Source organism: Microcystis sp. LE19-131.1A (assembly GCF_027532015.1).
GTDB classification, from domain to species: Bacteria; Cyanobacteriota; Cyanobacteriia; order Cyanobacteriales; family Microcystaceae; genus Microcystis; species Microcystis ichthyoblabe_A.
In genome coordinates, this window is the sequence record NZ_JAPZSS010000042.1 from 1 (window position 1) to 3180 (window position 3180).

The window sequence follows — 3180 nt, forward strand, 5'->3', positions numbered from 1 at the left end:
TCCAGACACAGAGGACACAAAGATCGATCGCTACTATATAAGTTACACTGATCACACAAAGAATAAGAGAACCAACCATTTACTTATCTATATAGATAGGATTGAATATTTCCATAAAAAATCCTCTGGAAAAATATTTTGCTTGATTGTAGAGTATTGAGGAGTCAATTTTGTTTTGAAGGATAAAAAAAGAGCTAAATGGAAAGTCAAATTCAGTTGACTGGAGATTTACTACTGCTGATGCGCGTATTAAATTAAAAAAACTCTATCCCTCAATTCAAACTTGACAGACTAGTAGTCTGTGTAGGCGATCCAAATGAACTGCCTAACAACCTGGTTGGAGCGGACTGACAAAATCGGTCGGTGTTGCGGCAAAGGTTGTTGGCAGCCTCTTAACTGGAACGTTAGGCTCCCAAGATCACAACCAACTTAAGGAGAGATTCATGTCAACAACTAGCAAATTACCGAAAAATTGGGTTTAAAGCCTCGCCCTTTTAGGGCGACTTTATCTGATGTATGATATTAAGAATAGCGGGCAGGGTAAGCAACCGCTTAAAAAACCCAGTCATCGCAGGATGAACGCACCTTGAAAACTAGAGTTATGGGGTTCTATAGGGGAATGCTCCTATAGGTAAAAGCTCTAAGCGTCAAGTACCAGAGAAACCAATTATTTTAGAGGTTTTGAACTGTATCGTAGGGCATACGAAAACAGGCTTCTGTAAGGGAGCGAAAGTCTGAGGAGAGAACCACCTCTGGGTGGGATTTCGCCAGGAATCTAATTCAAGTGGACTCGTTGAGCCAGAAATTCACAGCAGTGATGCTAGAAGAATCCACGTCCGTTTACGGCGTGGGGTATGTCAAAAAACAACCTTTATTAAGTTCAGAACCAATGGGGCGGTTCCTCAGCTCCGTGGCATGAAGGAGGCGTTTGGGTTATCGGCTGTCGATCAGGTCAGCCCGTTGTCGCGCTTCATGTCAGTTCAAACGATAACGGCAAAACCTTGGTCGGAACCATGACCTACAAAGGAGAAGGACCTATCGGCTTCACAGCAAGTCTGACTCAAACTAACACCTATGTGGTACAGAACCAGTGGGGGGGAGCCACCGCCCCTTGGAATCCGGGCGGAACTTGGCTGATTGGTTGCCGCGCTGGTCAAAATGTCGTTGCCATTGACATCACCTCCAGCGATGGCGGCAACACCTTGAATGGCACCATGACCTATGCAGGGGAGGGACCCATCGGCTTTCAGAGCGTAGCAGTTGATGGCGGCGTATATGATGTAGAAAACCAGTGGGGTGGCTCGTCCGCTCCGTGGAATCCGGGCGGGGTTTGGGTCATGGGTTGTCGCGGCAACCAGACCGTCGTCGCTGTTAAAGTCTCATCCGGCGATGGTGGAAAATCGTTACAAGGCACCAATACCTATGCGGGCGAAGGACCCATTGGTTTCAATGGCGCCCAAATGGTATCGAATACCTATGCAGTGCAGAATCAGTGGGGTGGGTCGTCCGCTCCATGGAATCCGGGTGGATCTTGGGTGCTAGGCTGCCGCACTGGTCAAAATATTACTGCTCTTGATGTTACCTCCAATGACAACGGCCAGACCTTGCAAGGCACCAATACCTATGCGGGCGAAGGGCCAATTGGCTTCCGTGCTACCCTGAGATAATTTGCCGAAGTGTGATCGCATAATCCTGTAGTGCGATCGCCGCTCTTGTAGGGTGCGTTAATGTTAATGTAACGCACCTTATTTATGGAGATTTGTTTTAAAATGGAAGCCGTAACGTGCCATCACGATTTAATGCTTCTAAAATCAATGCGTTACGCTTCGCCACTAAGTAGCTGGTTATAATTAAATTAAAAATGGATTTTAGGTTCGATCCCCCCTGCCCCCCTTGATAAGGGGGGTGTCTGACAACTTTCAACGCCTACCTACTTATCTTACAAGAGCTAGGATATAATAAATAAATAAGAAAGAAAACACAGATGATATTATGATAAACCTAGATACTATCCAACAAGATATTGCCTCTCTTCCCCTCGATGCACAACAGACCATTATTGAACTCGTAGATGTCCTAAAAAAACGCTATTTTCTGAACCAGCAAGAAATGACAGGACATACAACTCAAGATTGGTCAGATTTTATCGGTTGTATGGAAGCCGAACCAGACCTCTCAAAAAATTATAAAACCTATTTGGACACTGAACTTAATCAAAAATATGATCATTGTTGACACAGGCTTTTGGCTTGCTCTTGCCAATAAAAACGATCTCGTTCACCAATCAGCAAAAAAACAATTTCAAAATTTAGCAAATGAGAAATTTATTACAACCTGGTGTGTCGTCACTGAGACTTGCTATCTATTACAAAAAAGAATAGGAATAGACGCGCCTAAAATCTTTATTCACAAAATTTATATCGGAAAACTACAGGTATTTGACCTCAAACAAAATCATTGCCAGCGTATTGAGCAACTTATGCAAAAGTATAGAGACTTGCCAATGGATTTAGCGGATGCGTCTCTAGTTATTCTTGCAGAAGAATTAGGTCATGGTCAAATTCTTTCTGTTGACTATCGAGATTTCAATACCTATCGCTGGAAGAATACCCAACCTTTCCAAAACCTCTTTCAAGTATCGTTGGGTGCGTTGGATTAACCTGCTTCTATTTTAGTGCGATCGCGGATCTTGTAGATCTTGTAGTGGACTGCTTCAGCTAATTTGGTGTATTAGAAAAATGCTATAAATTCTATAATCTAAGACTTTAAGCCGAAATCTATCGCCCTATTTTAGTTGAAACAGTCCAGTAGGGTGCGTTAATGTTAATGTAACGCACCCTCATTGATTGAGCAATTTTAATTAAAAAGATCGCTATGACTCCCGGTTCTGATTAAGTGCAATTCCGTTTGTGTTTGCTGATAAATTAATAGTAGAGCATCAATTTTGTGTTGAGGGATAAAAAAAGAGCTAATCTGGAAGAAGTTATCCAACTTCAGACAAAAAAATGCCGAAGAAAAAATATATTGTAGATCTAACAGACTCCGGCTCTTCGGGAATTGTTATGCAAATAATTAACTTAAAATAAAATTCGATGAGAGCAACTACGCTCAAAAGTAGCTGAAATTCATACAGGAAAGGACTTAAGGCACAAATAGATTAATACCAAAAGATAGACAATC

Annotated in this window: 2 protein-coding genes and 1 pseudogene; all 3 read left to right on the forward strand. The window is 42.4% G+C overall.

Annotation, left to right across the window (positions count from 1 at the left end; all coding sequences use genetic code 11):
* Window positions 1-890: 890 nt before the first annotated feature.
* A pseudogene (locus O9323_RS22525) lies at window positions 891-1667 on the forward strand (lectin OAA family protein); the annotation flags it as partial.
* A 325-nt stretch (window positions 1668-1992) separates the two neighbouring features.
* Window positions 1993-2235, forward strand: a complete 243-nt coding sequence (locus tag O9323_RS03740; RefSeq protein WP_002776825.1) for a hypothetical protein — start codon at window positions 1993-1995, stop codon at window positions 2233-2235.
* Complete coding sequence (locus tag O9323_RS03745) at window positions 2222-2659, forward strand: type II toxin-antitoxin system VapC family toxin (RefSeq protein WP_004158519.1); 438 nt, start codon at window positions 2222-2224, stop codon at window positions 2657-2659. Before O9323_RS03740 ends, O9323_RS03745 begins: the two co-directional genes overlap by 14 nt.
* Window positions 2660-3180 lie beyond the last annotated feature (521 nt).

What these genes read in the sequence shown, in the direction of transcription:
- O9323_RS03740 (WP_002776825.1), top strand. Translation starts at nt 1,993, where the DNA reads ATGATAAACCTAGATACTATCCAACAAGATATTGCCTCTCTTCCCCTC.
- O9323_RS03745 (WP_004158519.1), top strand. Translation starts at nt 2,222, where the DNA reads ATGATCATTGTTGACACAGGCTTTTGGCTTGCTCTTGCCAATAAAAAC.